Origin of the sequence: Sphingomonas sp. TX0543, assembly GCF_048565505.1 — a bacterium.
GTDB lineage: Bacteria > Pseudomonadota > Alphaproteobacteria > Sphingomonadales > Sphingomonadaceae > Sphingomonas.
The window spans coordinates 215,689-238,039 of sequence record NZ_JBLZUS010000002.1; the positions used below are offsets into that span (position 1 = coordinate 215,689).

Genomic DNA, 22,351 nt, shown 5'->3' on the forward strand with positions numbered 1-22,351 from the left:
AATCGAGAGATTGTTTTGCCCGCCGGAGCTCCACCCGAAATGCCCGCAGCGATTCTAACGCCCGATCCGGTTGCCGACCTGGCCGGTTTGGAGCCGGTAGAGACGATCAAGCGCCGCTGGCCGATGATCCTGGGCGGGGTAGTGACGATCGCGATGATCGTGAGCCTTGGGCATGAATTGCTCAGCGCCGGCCTTGCCGGGCTAAACCGCACCGTGCCGTCTAGCCCGTGGTTCTATGTCTCCTTTGCACTGCTCTACGTGACCTTCCCGCTCGGCGACCTTCTGATCTTTCGTTATCTCTGGCGGATCCCGTGGCTCGGCGGCTTCATCGCGCTGAACAAGAAGCGAATCGCGAACGACGTCGTGCTCGGCTATTCGGGCGAGGCGTATTTCTATGCCTGGGCGCGCGCGCGGGCGCACATGGTTGCGGCCCCGTTTGGGGCGGTGAAAGATGTCAGCATCCTTTCCGGCATCGCCGGTAATGGCGCGACGATCCTGCTCTGCCTGATTGCGCTGCCGCTCGGCTATCAGCTCATCCCGCTGCCGATTCTGAAGACGGTCATGTGGTCGGCATGCATCACGCTGTTTATCTCGGTGGCGATCGTCGCCTTCTCCAAGCGCGTCTTTTCGCTGCCGCGCCGCGAACTGTGGACGATCTTCAACATTCACGCCGCGCGGATCGCGATCACATCGGTGTTGCTGGCGCTGTGCTGGCATTTTGCGATGCCTGGCGTTTCTGTCGGCATGTGGCTCTTCTTGTCGGCCGGCCGTCTGCTAGTGTCGCGGCTGCCGTTTCTGCCGAACAAGGATCTGCTGTTCGCCAATTTCGCGATCCTCATCGTCGGGCAGGACAAGGCCTTGTCGGAGATGATCGCCTTCACCGCTGCCCTCACTCTTCTGGTTCACGTCTTGCTCATCGCTGTTATCAGCGCGGGCAGCGGCATAGCAAAGGCACGCGCATGGCACGCCGCCTGATTTCCCTCGCAATTCTTGCGTTATTCGTGGCGCCGCCGGCCGCGGTCGCCCAGCCGATCGGCGAAACCGACGCATGCGTGAATGGGCCGGGCATCCGCGCCGACATTCTCGGTATGAAGGATCGCGCCGGCTCGTTGAAGCTTGAGCTCTACCCCGCGACGCAGGACGATTTTCTGCGCGACGATCACGATCTGAAGGCGGAAGGGAAAGTGTTTCACCGGATCTGGCAGGCTACGCCGAAGAACGGGCCGGTGGTGATGTGCATGCGCGTGCCACGTCCCGGCACTTATGCGCTGCTATTCACTCACGATCGCGACGGGAAGAACAAGTTTAACTTCTGGACCGACGGCGTTGGCGTGCCCGGCAACCAAAAGCTCGGCCGCTCGCGACCCAAGGTCGGCTATGCGATGGTCAATGTCGGCGTCGGCGTCACCACGATCATGATCCGTGCGCAATATTTGCACGGGTTCCCGCCTGCCTTCGGCCCGCTGGGACGCTGAATATGCGCATCGTCGACGTCAACGAAATCTATTCCCCCACCGGCGGCGGGGTGCGCACCTATATCGACCGGAAGATTGGCATCATGGCCGATCTCGGACACGAACTGATAGTTCTCGCCTGCGGGAAGGAAGAGCGAATCGAGGATCGCCCCGGCGGCGGGCGCATCCATTTTGTGAAATCACCCCCGATCCCGTTTGACAAGAACTACGGTTTGTTCTGGGATCGCGCTGCGATCACTCGCCTGCTCGATCATTACGACCCGGACGTGGTGGAGAATTGCAGTCCGTGGAAGCCGGCGTGGTTCGTGGGTGACTGGCAAGGCCGCGCGCTGAAATCCTATTTCATGCATAACGACAATATGGCCGCTTACGCCCAGCGCTGGTTTGAAGGCGTGGCGAGCGCCGAGCGCGTCGAGCGCGCGTTCGCCTGGTACACGCGCTACATGGCGCGCTTCCTTAACAAATATGATTGCGTCGTCACAAACGGCCCCGCGCTTCAGAAGCGACTCACGGCGCGCGGTCTGCGCATCGACGCCTCGTTCCCGCTCGGTATCGAGCGCCAGCATTTCTCGCCTCGCTTCCGCGATGAAAAATTGCGGCGCGCGCTGCTGAAGCAATGCGAGCTGCCGGAGGATGGCTTGCTGCTTTTCGGCGTCGGGCGTCATCATCGGGAAAAGCGCTGGGACATGATTATCGACGCGGTTGAGCGCGCCGGAGCGCACCTGCCGGTTGGGCTGATCCTGATAGGGCATGGCGGCCAGACGCCGGCGCTGGAGCGTCGCGCGGCGGGCAGTCCGCATATCCGGCTGTTCAAGCCAGTCTACGATCGCGAAAGACTCGCCAGCATCATGGCAAGTGCGGACGCCTGCATTCACGGCTGCGAGATCGAGACGTTCGGGCTGGTCGTGTCCGAGGCGCTGGCCTCCGGGGCGCCGCTGATCGTGCCGAACGAAGGCGGCGCGGGCGAAGTGGCGCGTCCGGAATTCGCGGAGACCTATGCCGCCGGAAATGCGCGCGCGTGCGCCGACGCGATCTTGCGGCTCGCCGCACGAGATCGCCGTATCCTGCGCCGAGCCGCCGCCGTGGCGGCGGGGCAGGTGGTGGACGATCGCCAGCACGCTCAGGCACTGGTCGATTACTATGCCGACCGAATCGCGCTGCGCGACGGCGTTCAGCGCGCCAGATCGGCGTAGCACGACGGCACGCGCCCGCCGCGCGTGAAGGCGCGAAAGGTGCGATCGATGCTGTCCAGCAGGCGCGGCACATGCGCGTCGCCGGGGTGCACCGCCACCCGGACGACCCGTGCCGGCTGAAGCAGCGAGCGCAGCACGGCAGCGGCGGCGAGCGAGCTTAGCTGTCGCCCATTCGTCCGGCTGGCCCAAGTGATGACGGGGCCGCGTGTCAGCACCTTGTCCGCGGCGCTCGGCACCCATACCCGTCCATGGTTTTCGGCCAGCGCAAAGCCCGCCTCTCCCAGCGCCCGCATCGCATCGGGCGAATAGAGCCACGCCGGTGCGATGAACCCCGCCGCCGGGCGGCCGATGATATCCTCCACCAGTGCCTTGCCGCGTTTCATCCGATCGAGCGCGGTTGCGTGATCGAGGCCGAGGAACTCGCCCTCGCTCGCGGTCATATGCTTGGCCTTGAGGGCCGCGATTCCCCGATGCTCGGTGGTGTCGCGGTGGAACCAGCCATGGACGAACATCTCGACACCCGAATCCGCCCAGCCGCGCAGCTTCGTCGCGAAGGGCGTGCCGGGCGCCAGCGGCGCTTCACCCCAATGATCCGGCACCACCAGCATCGCGAGGCGTGGGCCGCCCAAATGCCTGGACAGTCGCGCCAGCAGCGCCTCCACCTCGCACTCGAAACGCGGGCCGACATCGTGGATTGAGGCAAGCAGTCGCTTCATCGCTTCAACTCATAGACCGAAATGGTCTCGTCCCCCAGCGGCATGGCATGAACAAGGCGATACTCGCGCGTCATCGCGGCGGTCACGATTGCGCGGATATCCTGTCGCTCCCCGCGCGAGGCCGGCCGCATCACCACCGTCGTCGGCCGCAGCGACAGGATGCGTCGCACCTCCCGGGCCTGGTCCACGCCGACCGCGCGCTGTTCACGAAGACGATAGAGGTGGCTGGGGAACATGTAGCGGCTGGGATGGCAACGCGCCGTCGCGGCATAAAGCTTTGTGTCGCCGGAATAAACCCACAGGCAACCCGGCCCTGGCCCCACCGCCTGCGTCAGCGCCGCGAATTCCGCCGGGCCACCCCGCCCGATTCGCTGCATCACCACGTTGACAGTGCCGACCAGCGCGACGAGCACTAGGATCGTGAGGCCCGCGCCACGCCGCCGCCCCAGGAACCCCGCCGCGCAGATCGTGCCCGGCACCATCGCCGGCAGGGCGTAATGTTCGTACCAGCCGCCGAACAGCAGGATGCCCATCAGCGCCACCGCGAACCAACAGCGGACGAAGCGCCGCGATGCCGCGTCGCCCGCTTCCGCCACCCCGTGCGAGCTGAACGCCATCGCTATCAACGGCGACAGGAACAGCACAAGCTGCGCCAGATTGCCCCAGCGTTCCATCGCCGGATCGTCCGCCCGCGAGAAAATCGACCATACGTTGGCGTACAAAAAAGCATCGAAAGCGCCGATCGTAGCATAGAAGAGCGCGATCGCGGCGGTCGGGGCGAGCGCGAGCATCGCCAGCATCACCGCGCGCGACGCCACGCGCGCCATGCCGATCCTGCCGCGCCAGTCCCGTGCGACGATCCACAGCCCGAAGAACACCCCCTCGAACACTGCCGAGGTCTTGATCGTCAGCGCAATGCCCACCAGCAGCATCGCGGCCGCGTCGCGTCGCCATAGCCTCGCGCCATTGCTGGCGATCAGCAGCGCCGCCGCCGCCATCGGCAGGTTATAGAAAACCGGCGATTGCCCGCCCTGCCCCTGCGCGACATTCAACCACAGGATATAGGCAGCGCCCGCCAGCGTCGCGCCGTCCCGCCATCCTGCGCGGATCGCGAGCCGCGCGATGAACCCCGCCGTTGCCACCACCGACGCCAGCGCCATCGCCTGATAGGTCCAGATGCCCCACCAGAATGGCAATGCGGCGGGCGGCATATAGAGCAGGAACAGCCCCGCCGGCTTCCTGTCCCAAATGTCGATATAAGGGATTGCGCCACGCCACATCGCCTGCGCGACGGTGAAATAGAAATCCTCGTCGACATGGACGACGGGGTTGCCGAACGTCGCCGCGCGCGCCGCGATCGCGACGATCAGCAGCACGAGCAGGCGGTGGCGATCGATCAGGCGCGAATGCATCGCCACCGGCTCTATCCGAGATGACACGGACCTGTCACGATCGCACGGCAGACGACGCGCAAGACGCCGCACGCTTTCAGGAAGGATGTCGCCACGATGATCGACCTTTCACGCCGTTCCCTGCTGGCCACCGGCACGCTGGGGCTCGGTGCGTTCGCCCTCCCCGGCTTCGCCGCTGCGGAGAGCGTGATGGCCGCACGGGGTTTCACCCACGCGGTCGCGTCCGGTGAGCCGGGGCCGGACGAGATGCTGCTGTGGACACGTTATATACCGGTTTCCGGCGATTCGGCCGAGTTGAAGGTCGAGCTTGCCGAAGCCGCTGATTTTGCGCGGGTCGTTGCGTCGGGCGCGCAGATCACCGGCCCATGGCGGGATTGGACGGCCAAGATCACCGTGACCGGGCTGAAGCCCGGCCGCACCTATCATTATCGCTTCGTCGCCCCCGATGGCAGCTTCTCGCCGGTCGGCACGACTCGCACCCTGCCCGATGACGCCGCGCGCAGTTTCCGTGCCGCGATCTTCTCCTGCTCGAACATGGGATTTGGCTGGTTCAACGCTTATGGTCATGCCGCCGCGCGGAACGATCTGGACCTGTGGATTCACCTCGGCGACTATTTTTATGAATATGCGCTCGGCGAGTATCCCTATAGCACGCAGGCGGTGGCGGGCCGCGTGCCGCAACCTGCGGGTGAGCTCATCCATCTCGCCGATTATCGTCTTCGCTACGCGAGCTATCGCGCCGACCCCGATCTTCAGGCGCTTCACCTGCGGCTGCCGATGCTGGCGCAGTGGGACGATCACGAAAGCGCTAACGACAGTTGGGAGGGCGGCGCGGAAAACCACGATCCCGTCAAGGAGGGTGACTGGAATGATCGCCGTGCCGCCGCTATCCAGGCATACCGCGAATGGATGCCGGTGTCGGACGAGCCGTGGAAGGCGTATGACATCGGCACGCTTGCGACGCTCTATCGCACGGAATCGCGGCTGCTCGCCCGCACCCGCCAGCGCGAAATTGAGGAATTCCTGAAAACGCCGGATGTCACGGTCGCGCTGAAGAATTTTCGTGACCGAGACTGGCAGGATCCCGCCGTCACCATGCTTGGCAGCCAGCAGGAGGCATGGCTGGCCCACGGGCTCCGTACTTCTGTGAAAGCTGGCAAGCGCTGGCAGGTCGTAGGCTTCGGCACCGTCATGGGTGACCTCCACACGCCCGCAGACGCTCTCTCATGGCTCAGCACCAATGCGGGTGAGCGGGCGCAAGGCTATGTCAACGCCGGGATCGCGGCGGCAAAGCTCGGCATGCCAAACAATTACGATAGCTGGGGCGGCTATCCTGCCGCACGACGCCGCTTCCTCGAATCGGCCCGCGCTGCCGATGCGAACCTCGTCGTCATCACCGGCGACAGCCACAATGCCTGGGCGTTCGATCTGGCGCAGGGCGGCAACGCCACCGGCGTCGAGTTCGCCGGCCATTCGGTGACATCGCCGGGCTACGAGAATGCGCTGGCTGCCGACCCCGCACAGATCGCAAGATCGCTCGTCGCCGCCAATCCCGAACTGAAATGGTGCGACACCAGCCGCCGCGGCTACATGGCGATGACGATAACACCGGATCGCGTGGCCAACGACTGGTTGTTCGTCGATAGCGTCCGTGTGCGTTCGGCAAAGGCGTCGGTCGGGCACAGCGTCGTCGTGCAACGCGGCCGGCGGGCGATGATGTCCTAGTATCGGGCGCTACTCTCCGCGTTCGATCGGCAGCGACAAGAGAATCTGCTCGCGCAGCATCGCCTCAAGCTCTTCGGCGCCCTGCCCGTGCGCGGTGGCGCGCTTGCGGAGCAGCGCACGGAGCACGCCCGCGCGCGTGACCGGCGGACGCGCGGCGCGACCTTTTTCGAGCGCGCGCGACAGCGTGAGTGAAAGCCTGGACATATCTGTATCTTAGGCGTCGGCGATTTGCGCGGTGGATAACGATCGTGGTTACCGACTGATTTACCTTGGCCGCGTCCACAGCGATGCCGCGCGCGGCACATCCGTGATCGGGCGCGATGCCGCCAGCCACGCGCCCATTACATGCCCGAGCTTGCCCGCCTTGCCGGTCGAAACACGATGATCCCAGGCATGAGCGCCGCGCCGGGCGACTTCACGCGCAATGTCGCCGTAGATTCCCGCAGCGGCCAGCACCGCCCAGCGCGAGCGCCGCGGCAGGCGCGCAGCACCGATCCGTGCACTCGCCTCATGCTGCGCCGCGCGATCGGTAAGGCGGCGCACAAGCACTACCAGCCGATCGCGGAACGGCGGCTTCATGTGCTGGCCCGGCGGAATATCCATTTCCGCGAGCCATTCCATCGGCAGATAGCAACGTCCGGCGCGATCATCCTCCGCCACGTCACGCGCGATATTGGCGAGCTGAAAGGCGAGGCCGAGGTCGCACGCCCGGTCAAGCGTGTCGTCATCCCCGGGCGGCACGCCCATCACCGCCGCCATCATGCACCCCACGGCGCCCGCGACATGATAGCAATATTGGAAGAGATCGTCCTCGCCGCGCGGCCGCCAGTCCTCGGCATCGAGCCGGAAGCCCGCGACCAGATCATGCGCGAAACGCGGCGGCATCGCGGTTTCCGCCGCGACGACGCCCAACGCGTCGAATGCCGCATCGCCCGTCACCTCGCCGGCGAGCGCGGCGTCGGTCAGCCGTTCGACCATCGCCACCTGCGCCAGCGGATCGGCAACCCGCGTCATCTCATGCCCGTGATCCTGCCCGTCGATCAGATCGTCGCAGCGCCGACACCACGAATAAAGCAGCCACGCCCGCTCGCGCGTGGGCGGATCGAACAGGCGGCTTGCCAGCGCGAAGCTTTTCGAGCCGCGCACGATCGATTCGCGCGCCGTCGCGACGAGCGCGTCGCGGTCTGGCGCTGCGCGGCTCAGAGGTCCGCCGCCTTCATCCGCACGATCGGCTGGGTCGGCACGTGCGCCGCCATGCGATCGAGCAGTTCGTCCAGGGTTTCCGCCACGATCAACAGGTCGCGATGCTGCGGCCGCAGGAAGCCGACGGTCGCCATCTTCGCCCAGAAAGCGACGAGATCGTCATAATAGCCCATCGTGTTGAGCAGCCCGACGGGATCGCTGTGATAGCCAAGCTGCGCCCAGGAGAGCGCCTCCCACAACTCATCCATCGTGCCGGTGCCGCCGGGGATGGTGACGAAGCCGTCGGCGATATCGGTAAACGCCTTCTTGCGCTCGTGCATCCCGGGGACGACGTGAAGCTCGGTCAGCCCGCGATGCGCCACTTCGGCATCGACCAGCGCCTGCGGAATCACGCCAATCACCTCGCCGCCCGCCGCCAGCGCCGAATCGGCGAGCGCGCCCATCAGCCCCAGCCGCCCGCCGCCATAGACCACGCCGATCCCGCGCGCCGCCAGCCCGCGCCCCACGGCGCGCGCGGTCTCGAGATAGACGGGATCGGCCGGCGTGGCCGAGCCGCAATAGACGGCGAGACGCTTCATCTGTTCACCCTGCTGGAAAGTCCGGCGGCGCTACCGAAACGGGCGCGCGCGGGCAAGATGCCGCCCCTCAACCGCGTCCCAGCATCAGCCCGGCGGTCGCCTTCGCGCTGCCGACGACACCGGGGATGCCCGCCCCCGGATGCGTCCCGGCGCCGACGAAATACAGGTTGGATATCGCATCGTCGCGATTGTGGACGCGGAAATAGGCGCTCTGCGTCAGCACCGGCTCCAGGCTGAAGGCGCTGCCGAGATGCGCGTTTAGATCGTGCTGGAAATCGGCCGGCGTATAGCTGAATTTCGTCACGATCCGCTCGTGGATATCCGGTATCAGCCGTCGGCCGATCTCGTCGAGGATCCGCTTCTCCATGATCGGCGCGACGCGGCCCCAGTCTTCCGTGAATTTGCCGGTGTGCGGCACCGGCGCAAGCGCATAGAAGGTGGAGCAGCCCTCCGGTGCCAGCGACGGATCGGTGACGGTCGGGTGGTGCAGATAGAGCGAGAAATCGGACGAGAGCACGCCGTGATCGTAGATGTCGGCGAGCAATTCGCGATAGCGCGGGCCGAACAGGATCATGTGGTGCGGGATGCCCGGCCAAGTTCCCTTGATCCCGAAATGCACCACGAACAGCGATGGCGAATATTTCTTCTTCTCGAGCTTGTCCGCGCTCCGCCGCGCCGAGGCCGACCCCGCGAGCAGATCGCGATAGGTGTGAACGATATCGCTGTTCGCGGCGAGCATGTCGCATTCACCGCGCCATCCGCTCGCCGTCTCCACCGCCGTCACGCGATCGCCCATCGTCTCGATCCGCGCCACCGGATCGCCCAGCCGGATCGTGCCGCCGATCCGCTCGAACAACGCGACCAGCCCGGCAACGAGCCGGTTCGTCCCGCCGCTGGCGAACCACACGCCGCCATCCCGCTCGAGCTTGTGGATCAGCGCGTAGATCGCGCTGGTCGTCATCGGATTGCCGCCGACCAGCAGGGTGTGAAAGGACAGCGCCTGCCGCAGCTTCTCGCTGCGCACGAAGCGCGAAACCATCGAATAGACCGATCGCCATGCCTGATATTTCGCCAGCGCCGGCGCCGCCTTCACCATCGATGCGAAATCCAGAAAGGCAACGTGCCCGAGTTTCTCGTAGCCTTCGTGAAACACGCCGGCCGAATATTCGAGAAACTTCGCATAACCGGCGATATCGGCCGGATCGAGCTTGCCGATTTCCGCGCGCAGCACGGTATCGTCGTTGGTATAGTCGAAGTTCGTCCCGTCCGGCCAGTTGAGGCGATAGAACGGGCTGACCGGCTGAAGCGTCACATCCGCCGCCATGTCGTGCCCGCTCAGCGCCCACAGCTCTTTCAGACAGCTGGGATCGGTGATGACGGTCGGGCCGGCGTCGAACGTGAATCCTTCGCGCTCCCAGAAATAGGCGCGCCCGCCCGGCTTGTCGCGCGCCTCGACGATCGTCGTCGCGATCCCTGCCGATTGCAGCCGGATCGCGAGCGCCAGCCCGCCGAACCCCGCACCGATCACCACCGCCGTTGTCATGCCATTCGCCTCGCGACCCTCACCGCGCGCCAGAACGGCACGGGCGGCTTGCCACTTAGCACGCGCGCCTTGTCGGGAAAGGTGGAACGCGCGGCATAGAAGCGCGCGATCAGCCCGGCGCGCAGCCGGTAGAAGCGTTCGAGCACGCGATAGCGCGCATCGGGATCAGCGGCCCGGAAAAGCATCGCAGCGAGCAGACGATAGAAACCCCGGTCATCCCAGGTGGCGCGGGCATGATCGTGCGTCAGCGTGTGCAGCGCATCGCCGGACAGATCATCCGCTGCCGCAATCCTCACGGCGAGGCGCACCGCATCTGGCAGCGAATAGCCGGTCATCGGGTGGAAGAGTCCGGCCCGCATTCCCGCCTTGGCCACGCGCGCGCCGCCCGCGCGCCAGAAAGCCTCGAAATCGCCGCCCATCGCCACCGGCAGCGCGCCGCGTTCCTCGCGACCGCTCTCCGTCACCTGCCAGCCGCGGCTTTCGGCATAGACCTCGATCCGCCGGCCAAGCGCGCCCGCGTTCACATTGGCGCCGTCGCTGTAATAGGTATCCTCGACGAACACGCGCGTGGGAGAAAGCGGCAGGCAATAGACGAAGCGATAGCCGTCGTGCTGCGCCACGGTGGCGTCCATCACGACCGGCCGCTCCAGCCCGTGCCCGCCGGCCACCTCCAGCTCGCGCCCGACAAATTTCTGCCAGCCCAGATCGAGCGCCGAAAGATCGCCCGCACCGCGCGCGTCGATCACCCCTTTCGCCTCGATTCGGTCACCATCGGCGAACGAAACGCCGGTCGCGGCGACGCTGTGCACCTTGCGACCCATCATCAACGCATGCGCAGGAAGCCGCGCGCGCACGACTTCGTCGAGCCGCTCGGAGGCGATCGAATAATAAGGCTGGCGCAGGATGCGCGCGTGCGCCGGAAACGCCACATCATAATCGGGCCAGGCATGGCAGACGAGCGGCGCCAACAGCCACCGGTCCTCCTTCGCCACATCGGCGTCGAAGAACGACCAGAGGTGGTTGCCGCCGATCGTTTCGCCCGCCTCGATCAGCAGAAGCGAAAGATCAGGGCGTTTTTCGGCAAGCGCCAGCGCGATCAGCGACCCCGCGAGGCCGCCGCCGACGATCGCCACGTCGCAGCCGTGGATTTCCGCCATGAGCGCGGCCCTAGCCGATCCCCGCGGCGCGCGAAAGAGCAGGAGAATCACGCCAGCCCCGGATCGGGACGGTTCCCGGCACCGCCCATCAACGCTGTCATCGTTCGGAGACGGGCGCTAGAAGCGCATCGATGCTGATCGCGATCCTCCTCTCCGCGCTCGCCATGACGGCGATCGTCGGCATACGATATCTGCTGACGAGCGGTGGCTTCGCGCTGGCGACACGGCTGCGCCATCCAGGCCTGTATCGCGGGCTCGATCCGCAGATTCGCGCCGAGATATGGTGGAGCCTGGTGTCGGCGGCGATTTATGGCGCTCCGGCCGGCATTATCGCCTGGGGCTGGCAGAACCGCGGCTGGACGCAGATCTACACCGACATCCATGCCCGGCCTATCTGGTATCTGCCGCTTTCGGTGCTGCTGTATCTCGCGCTGCACGACACCTGGTTTTACTGGACCCATCGCTGGATGCACTGGCCAAAGCCCTTCCGAATCGCGCATGCCGTCCACCACGCCAGCCGCCCGCCGACCGCATGGGCGGCGATGGCGTTCCACCCGATCGAAGCGCTGACCGGCGCTGTGATAATTCCGCTACTGGTGTTCCTCATTCCGATCCATGTCGCGGCGCTCGGGGTGGTGCTCACGGTGATGACGGTTATGGGGGTCACCAATCACATGGGGTGGGAGATTTTCCCCCGGTTCATGTGGCGAGGGTATCTGGGGGCCTGGCTCATCACCGCGAGCCATCATCAGCGTCACCACGAGCGTTACGGGTGCAATTATGGCCTCTACTTCCGGTTTTGGGATCGGCTTTGCGGCACCGATGACGGGCTCGGCGATTTCACCCGCGCGCATCGTGCCGCGGCTCGTCTTGGCGGCGGCGGGAACGATGCTGATCGGCGCAAGCCCGGTCGCACGGCTTGATCTCGATTTCGTGAACGTCCGATCGGCGAAAGGGATGCTGCGCATCTGCATCGCCAACACCGCGAAGAATTTCCCCGCCTGCAAGGATGAGCATCACGGCATCGCCCGATCGATGCCGGCCAGCGCGCGCGAACTGCTGCTCGAAGGGCTGCCGCCAGGCGACTATGCCGTCGCGGTGATCCACGACGAGAACGGCAACGGCAAGCTCGATACGTTCGCCGGCATTCCGCGTGAGGGCTTTGGCTTTTCGCGCAATCCCTCGATCCGCTTCGGGCCGCCGAGTTTTGCCGCCGCGCGCTTTCCGATTGACGGGGACGGCGCGCGGCAGACGATCAGGATACGCTATCTGTTGTGACGCGCGACGGACCCGATCGCCGCCCCGGCAGTTTCAACCGGAACGACAAAAGGGGAATCGCCTGTGCGTAGCTTGTATCTGATCGGGGCCGCCTGTTTCCTCGTTTCCGGCCCTGCGCTGGCGCAGCAGAACCCCGGCCCGGGATCGAGCCGCCCGACACCCGAGGATCTGGCGCGCGACAGCGTGACGGTGGGCATCGGCGCAGGCTATATGAGCGATTACGAGGGATCGAACCATTATTCGCTTTTCCCGATTCCGGGCGCGATCGGCACGGTCAGCGGATACAGCTTCACCGTCATCGGCAATCGCGCCAGCGTCGATCTGATCCGCAACCAGCCGGGCCCGACATGGGATATTCAGCTCGGCCCGGTCGCCGTCCTGAACTTCAACCGCTCCACGCGCGGCGGGATCGACAATCCGCAGGTCCGCGCCCTGCCCAAACGCGGGCTGGCCGTGGAGCTTGGCGGCTATGTCGGCATCGGCAAGACCGGCGTCATCACCAGCGACTACGATAATCTCTCCGTGTCGCTCAGCTACCGCCGCGATGTCGCCGGCGTTCATGACAGCGCGATCATTTCGCCATCGATAACCTATATGACGCCGCTGAGCCGCAAGGTCGCCGTCGGCCTCTACGCGTCGGCGGAGCATGTCCAGCGCCGGTACATGACGGCATATTATGATGTGAGCGCCGCCGACAGCGCGGTGAGCGGCCTGCCCGTTTTCAACGGCAACGGCGGGTGGAAGAACTGGACGGTCGGCGCGCTCGGCACCGTTTCCGTTTCCGGCGATCTGCTGCGCGGCTGGAAACTGGTTGGCGGCGTGACCTATGAGCGGGTGCTCGGCGATACCGCAGCCAGCCCGCTAGTCAGCGTCGCTGGCTCGCCCAACCAATGGCTCGGCGCGCTCGGCGTGGCCTATACCTTCTAGGGCCTGAGCATGTATGGCCATTTCCGGTCGCGATTCTGTCGATTCGTTCAGCTTGGCGACAGCGAAATACTTTACGCCGCGTTTTTGCCCGGCAACGAACGGGCGAGTTCAGGAAGGAAGGCAGCATGACGCAGGACGAGCGACTTGTCGTGGCACCCGAGGTGTCAGAGGAACGGCGTGACGACCGCCGCGCCTTCTTTGCCGCGGCGGCGGGCGCGCTCGCGATCGGCACGGGCGCGTTTCTGTTCGCCGATCCGCTTTCCGCGCAGACGCTCGTCGATGCCGACGTCCTGAATTTCGCGCTTAACATCGAATATCTGCAGGCGAATTTCTACGGCTATGCGTCCGCAGGCGCGGGGCTTGCGACAGCGGATACCCAGAGCGGCGCCGCGACCCCGGTTGCAGGCGGCACCGTGATTCCTGGCGCAAAGGTTACGTTCGCCGATCCGATCGTTGCCGCCTACGCCAATGAAATGGCCGCCGTTAACCTCAATCAGGTTCGCTTCCTGCGCACCTCGCTCGCCACCTCTGCGGTGGCGCAACCGGCGATCGACCTGGGCAATGCGGCGACCAGCGCGTTCAGCGAGATGGCGCAGAATGCCGGGCTCGTCGCACAGGGCGCTCCGTTCGATCCATATGCATCGGACACCAACTTCCTGCTTGCCGCATTCTTCCTCCAGGATGTCGCTGTCAGCGCCTATCAGGGCATGTTCGCGTTACTTTCCAGCAAGACCTATCAGGAAGCGTTCGGCGGCCTGATGGCGACCGAGGCGCATCATGCGGCGCTCGTGCGCACCACGCTGTACCAGAAGAGCGTCGCCACCCCTGCGTTGCTCGATCAGGTCGACCTCATTTCCAATTATCGCGACAGCATCGACGGTGGTACGGATGACGATCAGGGCATCCGCCCGGTCAGCTCCGGCAACGGCCTGGTCGCCAATATCGCACCCGTGGACAGCAACGCCAACACCTTCCCCCGCACCAGCGGCACGGTGCTCAACGAGCTGTTCCTGACGCGAACCTCGACGACGAAGGGCGGCTTCTTCCCGGGCGGCATCAACGGCAACATCACGACGAGCGCGGCAAGCTGAGGGCGGACCGACGCCCCCTCCCAGCCTCTCCCGATTCACAGGATTACCGTCATGATCGACCAGGAAAAGATCGCCACCGTCCTCGACGCCGCCGCGCTGCGCAACGCGGAACGCCGCCGTTTCCTCAGTATCGCTGGCCGCACCGGCGCGGCCGCCGGCGGCCTCGCGCTGCTTTCGGCCTGCGGCGGCAGCAGTTCGGGTAGCGCGACGCCCACCCCCACGCCCACCTCGACAGCAACCAGCAGTGTCGAAGCGGCGGACATCTCGATCCTCAACCTAGCGCTCAACCTCGAATATCTTTCCGCGCAATACTTTTCGTACGCGGCGCTCGGCACCGGGCTGCCCGCGTCTGACCTGACCGGCACGGGCACGCCGGGCACGGTGACGGGCGGCGCGCAGGTCGCGTTCGCCGACCCGGTCGTCGCTGCCTGCGCACGCGAGATCGCACGGGACGATCGGGCGCATGTCGAATATCTCCGATCGCTGGCAGCGTCGCTGACCGGCTCGTCGCCGGTGGCCATGCCGGCGATCAACATCGACGGCACCAGCGCGACCGGCGCGTTTTCCACGTTCGCGCAGCTTGCTACCGTGGTGGCCGCGGGCGCGCCGTTCAATCCGTACGCTTCGGACGAGAATTTCCTGTATGGCGCGTTCATCCTCAAGGATGCGATAGTCACAGTGTACAAAGGCCTCGCGCCGCTGATCGGAACCGCTGCCTTCGCGGCCGGCGCGGTGGGCGTTCTCGGCGCCGAAAGCTATCACGCCGGCCTGATCCGTACGTTGTTGTATTCGAAGGGCCTTACCGCCAACCCCGCGCTGTTCAGCAATGCGCGGAACAGCCTGAACCCGGGCAAGAACCTCGACGAGGGCATCGCGGGCGCCAACTCTTCTATTTCGAACATCGCGCCTGTCGATGGCAATGGCATCGTATTCAGCCGAAACACCGGGCAAGGGCTGAACATCTTCTTCCAGAACAAGGCGGCGGTCACCTCCGGCGGCTTCTTCCCGTCCGGCGTCAACGGAACGGTCAACACCAGCGCCGCGAGCGGATGATCCCGTGGGCCGGCGCTGGACGCCGGCTGACGATCCGCCTACAACGACCGTATCCCCGGGGGACCGCTTTCGTCGCGGTTGAGAGGAGGGCCGCAGCCCTCGACCCGCTGAACCTGATCCGGCTGACACCGGCGTAGGGAGGGAGCGGCGCTTCATCCCGGCCGTGCCCCTCCCCGCGACAAGCGAGGAATGCGACACATGGCCGATATCCCAGCACGTACCGAAATCGGTGTCACCACCGGCCCGATCCGCGGCAGCCGCAAGATTCACGTCGGCCCGCGCAAGGTTGCGATGCGGGCGATCGATCTGGAGCCCTCGTCCGGCGAACCGCCGCTCAACGTCTACGACACCTCTGGCCCTTACACCGATCCCGACGCACGGATCGATATCATGGCCGGCCTGCCCGCGCTGCGCCGCGACTGGATCGTGGGGCGCGGCGATGTCGAAAGCTATGACGCGCGCGAGATCAGGCCCGAGGACAACGGCCTCAAGGGGCCGGATCGCTCGGCCGGCGTCGCGCAGTTTCCCAATGTCGTCCGCCGCCCGCTGCGCGCCAAGCCCGGCGCCAACGTCAGCCAGATGCATTACGCCCGGCGCGGCATCATCACGGCGGAGATGGAATATGTCGCCACCCGCGAGAACCTGGGACGCGAAATGCTGCGCGACTACATCCGTGACGGCGAGAGCTTCGGCGCGGCGATCCCCGATTACGTAACCCCCGAATTCGTCCGCGACGAAGTGGCACGCGGGCGGGCGATCATCCCGAACAATATCAACCACCCCGAATCCGAGCCAATGGCGATCGGGCGGAATTTCCTCGTCAAGATCAATGCCAATATCGGCAACTCGGCCGTCGCGTCCGACGTGGCGAGCGAGGTGGACAAGATGGTCTGGTCGATCCGCTGGGGCGCGGACACGGTGATGGACCTGTCGACGGGCCGCAACATCCACGACACGCGTGAATGGATCATCCGCAATTCGCCGGTGCCGATCGGCACGGTGCCGATCTATCAGGCGCTGGAGAAGGTGGGCGGGATTGCCGAGGATCTGACGTGGGAAATCTTCCGCGACACGCTGATCGAGCAGGCGGAGCAGGGCGTCGACTATTTCACCATCCACGCCGGCGTCCGCCTGCCCTACGTGCCGCTGACGGCCAAGCGCGTCACGGGGATCGTCTCGCGCGGCGGCTCGATCATGGCGAAATGGTGCCTTGCGCATCACAAGGAGAGCTTCCTTTACGAGCGCTTCGACGAGATCACCGAGATCATGAAGGCGTATGACATCGCCTATAGCCTCGGCGACGGGCTGCGCCCGGGGTCGATCGCGGACGCCAACGACGAGGCGCAGTTCGCCGAACTCTACACGCTCGGCGAACTCACCAAGCGCGCCTGGGAACAGGACGTGCAGGTGATGATCGAAGGCCCCGGCCACGTGCCGATGCACAAGATCAAGGAGAACATGGACAAGCAGCTGGAGGCGTGCGGCGAAGCCCCCTTCTACACACTCGGGCCGCTGACGACCGATATCGCGCCGGGATATGACCATATAACCAGCGGCATCGGCGCGGCGATGATCGGCTGGTATGGCACGGCAATGCTCTGCTACGTCACGCCGAAAGAGCATCTCGGCCTGCCGGACCGCAATGACGTGAAGGTCGGCGTGGTGACATACAAGCTGGCCGCCCATGCCGCCGATCTCGCCAAGGGCCATCCTGCCGCGCGGCTGCGCGACGACGCGCTAAGCCGTGCCCGCTTCGAATTCCGCTGGCGCGATCAGTTCAACCTGTCGCTCGATCCCGACACGGCCGAAGCGTATCACGACCAGACGCTTCCGGCGGAGGGCGCTAAGACCGCGCATTTCTGCTCGATGTGCGGTCCGAAATTCTGCTCGATGAAGATCACGCAGGAGGTGCGCGAGTTCGCCCGGCTGCAAAACCAGCCCGCCGATGCCTTTGTAGCGGCGGACGCGGCGGAAGCCGGCATGAAGCAGATGAGCAAGGTGTATGACGAAACCGGCCGCGAATTGTACATGGGCGCCGGCGGCAGGGAGCATGATTGAGGGATATGGCGGCGGGCTGGCGGGCTCGCCGCTTACGGGCGGTCACGAACCACGGTCGGACCGCCCGCATACTTTCGGTCGATCGATAGCGGGCCTTCTGGAAGCGTGGTCTCGCGCGGGCGACCGGATCAACCGCCGCCGTGGAGGTTGATCTTCTGCCCGGTGACGTAATCGGCGTCGGCAGAAACGAAGAAGGAGACCGCCGCCGCGACATCCTCCGGCGTCGAGACGCGCCCGAACGGCGATTGCGCGTCGAGATCATGAATGCTCGCTACCCCGCGCGTGGCCTTGGCGAGGCGCTCGCCCATGTCGGTGACGGTGAGCCCCGGCGCAACGATGTTCACCCGGATACCGTTCGCGCGCTCCTCCTTCGCCAGCGTTTCCGCCAGCGCCTCAGCGGCGGCCTTGCCCATATTATACGGCGCGCCGTTGGGCGAATTGTAGAGCGTGGCGACGCTGGAGATCATGACGATGTCGCCGCGCGGGCGGGTGCGCATCGAGGGCAGCACCAGCTTGGACATGTAATGGGGGGCGAGCGCATGGGTGCGTACCACGCGCTCCAGCTCGCCCGGATCGGTATCCGCGACCGACTGGCCGCGGCTGGCGATGCCGGCATTGTTGACCAGAATGTCCACCACCGGGAAATCGGCCAGCACGGCCGCGACCAGCGCCTCGCATTCCTCGAAACGATCGACCGACGCGGCATAGGCCTTCGCGCGACGCCCGACCGCCTCGATCTCGCGCACGACGTCGGCGGCGGCGTCCGCATCGCGGCGATAGTTCACCGCGACATCGGCGCCGTCCCTCGCCAGCCGCAGCGCGATCGCACGGCCGATCCCGCGGCCGCCCCCGGTTACGAGCGCGACGCGCCCCTGAAGTCCGCTCATGCCCCTTGCTCCTTCCTGGTGTAGTCCGGCCGACGTTTCTCGAAAAACGCGGCGATCGCCTCGTTGAAATCCGGACCGGAGGCGCAGAGGATCTGGTTGCGATCCTCCATCGCCACTGCCGCCTCGAGGCTGGGCGCGTCGATCGACATGCGCAGGCACTCTTTGGTTAGGCGGAGACCGAGCGGCGCGGTAGTCAGCATCGAATCGATCAGCGGCGCGGCCGCCTGCGCCATCGCCTCGTCGGCAACGACACGGCTGACGAGGCCGGTGGACAGCGCACGCTCGGCCGTGATGAAATCGCCGGTCAGCATGAATTCCGCCGCCACGCTTGCCCCGACCAGCCGGGGCAGGAAATAGCTGACCCCGATATCGCACGCGGAAAGTCCGATGCGGATGAAGGCGGCGTTCATTCGCGCCGATTCGCCCGCGATGCGGATATCGCTCGCCAGCGCCATCGCGAACCCGCCTCCACAGGCAGGACCGTGTACCAGGCTGATGACGGGCTGCGGGCAATAGCGCATCTTCATCACGATTTCCGCGATGCTGCGCTGATGCGCGAGCCGATCGATCGTATCGCGATCGCCGCCGGCGCGCGGTGCCGCAAGGTCCAGCCCGGCGCAGAAGGCGCGACCGGCGCCGCGGAGCACGATGACGCGACAGTCGCGGTCTTTCGCGACTGCGCCGAAATAGTCGGAGAGCGCGCCGATCAGCGCATCGTCGAGCGCATTGAGCCGGTCCGGCCGGTTCATCGTCACCCAGTCGACGCCGTCCCGGCGCTCCACCAGCAGCGTCGCTTCGCCCACGCATTCTCTCCCACAGTTCTGTTGACGCATCTTTCTACATAACTAATGTTATCCCGCAACAGCCGGCGCGAACCGGCGTGGGTTACAGGAGAGCGATGCGTGAAGCTGGGGCCGGATATTGCGGCGATCATCACCGGCGGGGCCTCTGGCCTTGGCCACGCGACCGCAAGCGCATTGCGCGCGGCGGGGGTGAAGGTCGCGTTGTTCGACAAGAATGAGGAGATCGGCCCAGAGGCCGCTGCCGCGATCGGCGCGACCTTCTGTGCGGTCGATGTGATGCAGCAAGCTTCCGTCGATGCCGGCTTCGCAAAGGCGCGGGCCGCGAACGGGCAGGAGCGCATCCTCGTCAATTGCGCCGGGGGAGGCTTCGGCGCGCACAAGACGGTCGCGCGCTCGAAGGAAACCGGCGAGATCGAACCCTATCCGCTCGACAAATATATCAAGACGATCGAGCTGAACCTGATCGGCAGTTTTCGCTGCATCGTGGGCGCGGCGGCCGGGATGATGACGCTCGATCCGCTGCCGGACGGGGATCGCGGCGCGATCGTCAACACCGCCAGCGTCGCGGGCGAGGAAGGGCAGATGGGTCAGGTCGCCTATGCCTCCGCCAAGGCGGGAGTGATCGGCATGACGCTGCCGATCGCCCGCGATCTGATGAGCGAAGGCATCCGTATCAACACGATCCTGCCCGGCATCTTCGACACGCCCCTGCTCGCGCGGGCCAAGCCGCAAGTGAAGGCGGCGCTCGCTGCATCGGTGCCATTCCCGAAGCGTCTCGGCGCGGCGCAGGAATATGCGGCGCTGGCGGTGGAGATGATCCGCAACGGCTATTTCAATGGCGAGGACGTGCGCCTCGACGGCGCGATCAGGATGCAACCGCGCTGACGGCGTAAGGGGACAGGCGATGAACTTCGATTATTCCGACGACCAGAAGATGCTCAAGGAGGAAGCGCGCCGCTTCCTCGCCGCGAAATGCGACGCCAGGGCGGTGCGCGCGGTACTTGACGATGCCGGCCAGAGCCATGACGCCGGGCTGTGGCGCGCGGTAGCCGAACAGGGCTGGCTCGGCACCGCGATACCGGAGGCCTATGGCGGGCTGGGGCTGGGCCATGTCGAATTGTGCGCGCTGGCCGAAGAACTCGGCCGCGCCTGTGCGCCGATTCCGTTCGCCTCGACCGTCTATTTCGTGGCGGAGGCGCTTATGCTGTTCGGCTCCGAGGCGCAGAAAGCGAAATGGCTACCGCGGATCGCCGCCGGCGAGGTGATCGGCGCATTCGCCACGAGCGAAGGCAAGGGCCCGGTGACGCGGCGTTCGATCCGCACCACCGTGAGCGGCGGCAAGCTCACCGGCGAGAAGATTCCCGTGACCGACGGTGACGTGGCGGACCTGATCGTCGTGCTGGCGAAGGACGGCCTCTATCTGGTCGAAAAAGGCGCGGGTGTATCGCCGGAAGTGCTTACCACGCTCGATCCGACGCGCTCGGCGGCGAAGCTCGTGCTGAGCGGTGCACCCGCCGAGCGGCTTGGCGACGAGGACGGGATCGACGCAATGCAGGCGGTGTTCGATCGTGCGGCGGTGCTGCTTGCGTTCGAACAGATCGGCGGCGCGGATCGCAGCCTCGAAATGGCGAAGGGCTATGCGCTCGAACGCTTCGCCTTCGGCCGGGCGATTGCCGGCTATCAGGCGATCAAGCACAAGCTCGCGGACATCTATGTGAAAAACGAGATCGCGCGCTCGAACGCATATTACGGAGCCTGGGCGCTCAACACCTCCGCTGCGGAACTGCCGCTCGCCGCCGCCACCGCGCGCGTCGCGGCGAGCGAGGCGTTCTGGTTCGCGTCGAAGGAGAATATCCAGACGCATGGCGGCATCGGCTTCACCTGGGAGGCCGATCCGCAGCTTCTCTATCGCCGGTCCCGGCAATTGAGCCTTGTCGCAGGCGCGCCGTCTACATGGCGCGAGCGGCTGGTCAGCCAGCTCGAAGCACGCAACGCGGCCTGATTGGAGAGAGATGATGGACTTCAACGACACCCCGGAAGAGGCCGAATATCGCGCCAGGGCGCGCGCGTGGCTGGAAACGAATGCAGCCGAGCACAAGGCGATCGCCCACGCCGACGATATGGCAGCCGCACGCAGCTGGCAGGCGCGCAAGGCCGGCGCGGGCTATGCCCAGATCACATGGCCCAAGGAATGGGGCGGCGGCGGCGGCACACCGATCCAGAGCGTGATCTTCGGCCAGGAGGAATCGCGATTCCCGGTCCAGTACGGTTATTTCACCATCGGGCTGGGCATGTGCGTGCCGACCGTGATGGCCTTTGCCAATGACGAAACAAAAAAGCGCTTTGTCGGGCCGGCGCTGCGCGGCGAGGAAATCTGGTCGCAACTCTTCTCCGAGCCGGCTGGCGGTTCGGACGTGGCGGCGATTCGCACCCGCGCGGTGCGCGATGGCGACGACTGGGTCGTCAATGGCCAGAAAGTGTGGACGTCCGGCGCGCATTATTCGGATTACGGCATCGTCCTCGTCCGCACCAATACCGAGGTGCCCAAGCACAAGGGGCTGACGATGGTCTGGCTCGATCTGCGGTCACCGGGGATCGAGATCCGGCCGATCCACCAGATGTCGGGCGGGTCTAACTTCAACGAAGTGTATTTCACCGATGTCCGTATCCCGGATGCGCAGCGCTTGGGCGCGGTGGACGATGGCTGGAAGGTCGCGCTCGTCACGCTGATGAACGAGCGGCTCGCCGTCGGCGGCGGCACAGGCGCCGGACCGAAGGAGATCCTCGCGCTGGCAAAGGAACTCGACGCGATCGAGGGACCGCTGATCCGCGATCCGGCGTTCCGTCAGCGGCTTGCCGACTGGTATGTCCAGTCCGAAGGGCTGCGCAACACGCGGATGCGCACGATAACCGCGCTGAGCCGGGGACAGACGCCGGGGCCGGAGAGTTCGATCGGAAAGATAATTGCCGCCAATCAGCTTCAGGAACTGGGCAATGCCGCCGTGGAGGCGGAGGATCAGTAGGGGATCATCAACGATCCCGCGCTGCTGCCGCTGAAGGGGCTGTTCCAGACGGCGGTGATGAATGCGCCGGGCCTGCGCATCGCCGGAGGAACGGACGAAATCCTGAAGAACATCATCGCGGAGCGTGTGCTCGGCCTGCCCGGCGAAATCCGCGTCGACAAGGACGCAGCGTTCAAGGATCTGCCTGCCGGGCGTTAAGCTGGCGGCGCGACCCCTTCGCGCCGCCGCC

The 22,351-nt window shown here is 65.6% G+C and carries 21 protein-coding genes, 1 pseudogene and 1 riboswitch; of the genes and pseudogenes, 13 read left to right on the forward strand and 9 right to left on the reverse strand.

The window, feature by feature from the left end; genetic code table 11:
- Window positions 1–39 precede the first annotated feature (39 nt).
- From ACM61V_RS01530 to ACM61V_RS01540, 3 genes are read left to right on the forward strand one after another with little or no spacing between them, the layout of a single operon-like run.
- Window positions 40–975, forward strand: a complete 936-nt coding sequence (locus ACM61V_RS01530) for a hypothetical protein (RefSeq protein ID WP_137785332.1) — start codon at window positions 40–42, stop codon at window positions 973–975.
- Entirely contained in the window at window positions 960–1,475 is a 516-nt protein-coding gene (locus tag ACM61V_RS01535; protein WP_137785333.1) for a DUF2141 domain-containing protein, read from the forward strand. Before ACM61V_RS01530 ends, ACM61V_RS01535 begins: the two co-directional genes overlap by 16 nt.
- Window positions 1,476–1,477: 2 nt before the next feature.
- Window positions 1,478–2,668: a glycosyltransferase gene (locus ACM61V_RS01540; RefSeq protein ID WP_137785334.1), complete on the forward strand. Its 1,191-nt coding sequence runs from the start codon at window positions 1,478–1,480 to the stop codon at window positions 2,666–2,668.
- On the opposite strand, the gene ACM61V_RS01545 is transcribed toward ACM61V_RS01540, so the two are convergent.
- Together ACM61V_RS01545 and ACM61V_RS01550 are read right to left on the reverse strand one after the other, a co-directional pair.
- Window positions 2,647–3,384 carry a DUF2334 domain-containing protein gene (locus ACM61V_RS01545; protein ID WP_137785335.1) on the reverse strand — a complete coding sequence of 246 codons (738 nt, stop codon included), beginning with the start codon at window positions 3,382–3,384 and terminating at the stop codon, window positions 2,647–2,649. The genes ACM61V_RS01540 and ACM61V_RS01545 overlap by 22 nt on opposite strands.
- On the reverse strand, window positions 3,381–4,796 hold the full coding sequence (locus ACM61V_RS01550; RefSeq protein WP_137785336.1) for a glycosyltransferase family 87 protein: 1,416 nt from the start codon (window positions 4,794–4,796) through the stop codon (window positions 3,381–3,383). The genes ACM61V_RS01545 and ACM61V_RS01550 overlap by 4 nt, the downstream gene beginning before the upstream one ends.
- A 96-nt stretch (window positions 4,797–4,892) precedes the next feature.
- Here ACM61V_RS01550 and ACM61V_RS01555 point away from each other — a divergent pair, with 96 nt between their 5' ends.
- Window positions 4,893–6,521 (forward strand): alkaline phosphatase D family protein, encoded by a 1,629-nt coding sequence (locus ACM61V_RS01555; protein WP_137785337.1) that lies wholly within the window; start codon window positions 4,893–4,895, stop codon window positions 6,519–6,521.
- Between the two features lie 9 nt (window positions 6,522–6,530).
- On the opposite strand, the gene ACM61V_RS01560 is transcribed toward ACM61V_RS01555, so the two are convergent.
- The 5 genes from ACM61V_RS01560 to crtY form a co-directional block, all read right to left on the reverse strand.
- Window positions 6,531–6,725, reverse strand: a complete 195-nt coding sequence (locus ACM61V_RS01560) for a hypothetical protein (RefSeq protein WP_137785338.1) — start codon at window positions 6,723–6,725, stop codon at window positions 6,531–6,533.
- Between the two features lie 60 nt (window positions 6,726–6,785).
- On the reverse strand, window positions 6,786–7,667 hold the full coding sequence (locus tag ACM61V_RS01565; RefSeq protein WP_419713763.1) for a phytoene/squalene synthase family protein: 882 nt from the start codon (window positions 7,665–7,667) through the stop codon (window positions 6,786–6,788).
- Window positions 7,668–7,720: 53 nt separating this feature from the next.
- A complete protein-coding gene (locus ACM61V_RS01570; RefSeq protein ID WP_137785340.1) occupies window positions 7,721–8,302 on the reverse strand; it encodes a TIGR00730 family Rossman fold protein in 582 nt (193 codons plus the stop codon).
- Window positions 8,303–8,369: 67 nt separating this feature from the next.
- Window positions 8,370–9,845, reverse strand: coding sequence for a phytoene desaturase (locus ACM61V_RS01575; RefSeq protein ID WP_137785341.1), 1,476 nt, complete (start codon window positions 9,843–9,845; stop codon window positions 8,370–8,372).
- Window positions 9,842–11,002: a lycopene beta-cyclase CrtY gene (gene crtY, locus ACM61V_RS01580; protein WP_137785342.1), complete on the reverse strand. Its 1,161-nt coding sequence runs from the start codon at window positions 11,000–11,002 to the stop codon at window positions 9,842–9,844. The genes ACM61V_RS01575 and crtY overlap by 4 nt, the downstream gene beginning before the upstream one ends.
- 131 nt (window positions 11,003–11,133) lie before the next feature.
- On the opposite strand from crtY, the gene ACM61V_RS01585 reads away from it, so the two are divergent.
- From ACM61V_RS01585 to thiC, 6 genes are all read left to right on the forward strand, one after another.
- Window positions 11,134–11,925: a sterol desaturase family protein gene (locus ACM61V_RS01585; RefSeq protein WP_137785343.1), complete on the forward strand. Its 792-nt coding sequence runs from the start codon at window positions 11,134–11,136 to the stop codon at window positions 11,923–11,925.
- Entirely contained in the window at window positions 11,891–12,280 is a 390-nt protein-coding gene (locus ACM61V_RS01590) for a DUF2141 domain-containing protein (RefSeq protein ID WP_137785344.1), read from the forward strand. The genes ACM61V_RS01585 and ACM61V_RS01590 overlap by 35 nt, the downstream gene beginning before the upstream one ends.
- A 63-nt stretch (window positions 12,281–12,343) precedes the next feature.
- Entirely contained in the window at window positions 12,344–13,207 is an 864-nt protein-coding gene (locus ACM61V_RS01595; RefSeq protein WP_137785345.1) for a MipA/OmpV family protein, read from the forward strand.
- Between the two features lie 125 nt (window positions 13,208–13,332).
- Window positions 13,333–14,298 carry a ferritin-like domain-containing protein gene (locus tag ACM61V_RS01600; RefSeq protein WP_419713764.1) on the forward strand — a complete coding sequence of 322 codons (966 nt, stop codon included), beginning with the start codon at window positions 13,333–13,335 and terminating at the stop codon, window positions 14,296–14,298.
- 51 nt (window positions 14,299–14,349) lie between these two features.
- On the forward strand, window positions 14,350–15,351 hold the full coding sequence (locus ACM61V_RS01605; protein WP_137785347.1) for a ferritin-like domain-containing protein: 1,002 nt from the start codon (window positions 14,350–14,352) through the stop codon (window positions 15,349–15,351).
- Window positions 15,352–15,397: 46 nt separating this feature from the next.
- Window positions 15,398–15,508, forward strand: a riboswitch (TPP riboswitch).
- Window positions 15,509–15,549: 41 nt separating this feature from the next.
- Window positions 15,550–17,409 carry a phosphomethylpyrimidine synthase ThiC gene (thiC, locus tag ACM61V_RS01610; RefSeq protein ID WP_137785348.1) on the forward strand — a complete coding sequence of 620 codons (1,860 nt, stop codon included), beginning with the start codon at window positions 15,550–15,552 and terminating at the stop codon, window positions 17,407–17,409.
- A 128-nt stretch (window positions 17,410–17,537) separates the two neighbouring features.
- Here the strand turns inward: thiC and ACM61V_RS01615 are convergent, their stop codons facing one another.
- Together ACM61V_RS01615 and ACM61V_RS01620 are read right to left on the reverse strand one after the other, a co-directional pair.
- Window positions 17,538–18,296, reverse strand: a complete 759-nt coding sequence (locus ACM61V_RS01615; protein ID WP_137785349.1) for an SDR family NAD(P)-dependent oxidoreductase — start codon at window positions 18,294–18,296, stop codon at window positions 17,538–17,540.
- Window positions 18,293–19,099 carry an enoyl-CoA hydratase/isomerase family protein gene (locus tag ACM61V_RS01620; RefSeq protein WP_283214502.1) on the reverse strand — a complete coding sequence of 269 codons (807 nt, stop codon included), beginning with the start codon at window positions 19,097–19,099 and terminating at the stop codon, window positions 18,293–18,295. Before ACM61V_RS01620 ends, ACM61V_RS01615 begins: the two co-directional genes overlap by 4 nt.
- A gap of 99 nt (window positions 19,100–19,198) precedes the next feature.
- Between ACM61V_RS01620 and ACM61V_RS01625 the strand changes: the two genes are divergently transcribed.
- The 3 genes and pseudogenes from ACM61V_RS01625 to ACM61V_RS01635 all read left to right on the forward strand — a co-directional run bounded on the left by ACM61V_RS01625 (window position 19,199) and on the right by ACM61V_RS01635 (window position 22,320).
- Window positions 19,199–19,984 (forward strand): SDR family NAD(P)-dependent oxidoreductase, encoded by a 786-nt coding sequence (locus ACM61V_RS01625; RefSeq protein WP_137785351.1) that lies wholly within the window; start codon window positions 19,199–19,201, stop codon window positions 19,982–19,984.
- A 19-nt stretch (window positions 19,985–20,003) separates the two neighbouring features.
- Window positions 20,004–21,101, forward strand: a complete 1,098-nt coding sequence (locus tag ACM61V_RS01630; protein ID WP_137785352.1) for an acyl-CoA dehydrogenase family protein — start codon at window positions 20,004–20,006, stop codon at window positions 21,099–21,101.
- A gap of 13 nt (window positions 21,102–21,114) precedes the next feature.
- Window positions 21,115–22,320, forward strand: a pseudogene (locus ACM61V_RS01635) (acyl-CoA dehydrogenase family protein).
- The last annotated feature ends 31 nt before the right edge of the window (window positions 22,321–22,351 follow it).